Source organism: Oleiphilus sp. HI0123, from assembly GCF_001635315.1.
The window spans coordinates 1-403 of the sequence record NZ_LWGE01000619.1 but is presented as its reverse complement, the minus strand read 5'-3'; the positions used below and the strand labels follow the sequence as shown (position 1 = coordinate 403).

Genomic DNA, 403 nt, shown 5'->3' with positions numbered 1-403 from the left:
TGCATATCAAAGCTTGCCTTGCCTTGTTCTGCTTTGGTCGCGTCAGTGGACTGATTGCTTAAGCTAAGCACGTACTGAGTAAGGTCAGATCTTTGCGTGTCATCTAAAATTGCGCCGAAAGCAGGCATCACGCCTTGACGGCCATTTAGAATTGACTGCGAAATCAAATCTGAACTATTTCCGTATAGCCAGTCATCATCTGCAAGATTCGGAAAGCCTTTTGAGCCTTTAGCATCGGAACCATGGCATTGCGAACAGTTATTGTCAAACAAGCGTGAAGCAGTTTTCATTGCTTCAGTATTTGCTTGAAGTTCTTCAGCTGTTTTGCCCTCAAATTGAGAAAAGAAGGCAGCGCGGTCCGCTCTATTCTTTTCCATTTGGGCGTCTAACTGATTAAGTTGAG

The 403-nt window shown here is 44.4% G+C and carries 1 protein-coding gene; it reads right to left on the bottom strand.

The window, feature by feature from the left end:
- On the bottom strand, positions 1-377 hold a 377-nt coding region (locus tag A3761_RS05605; protein ID WP_156491637.1), incomplete at its 3' end, for a c-type cytochrome.
- Between the last annotated feature and the right edge of the window lie 26 nt (positions 378-403).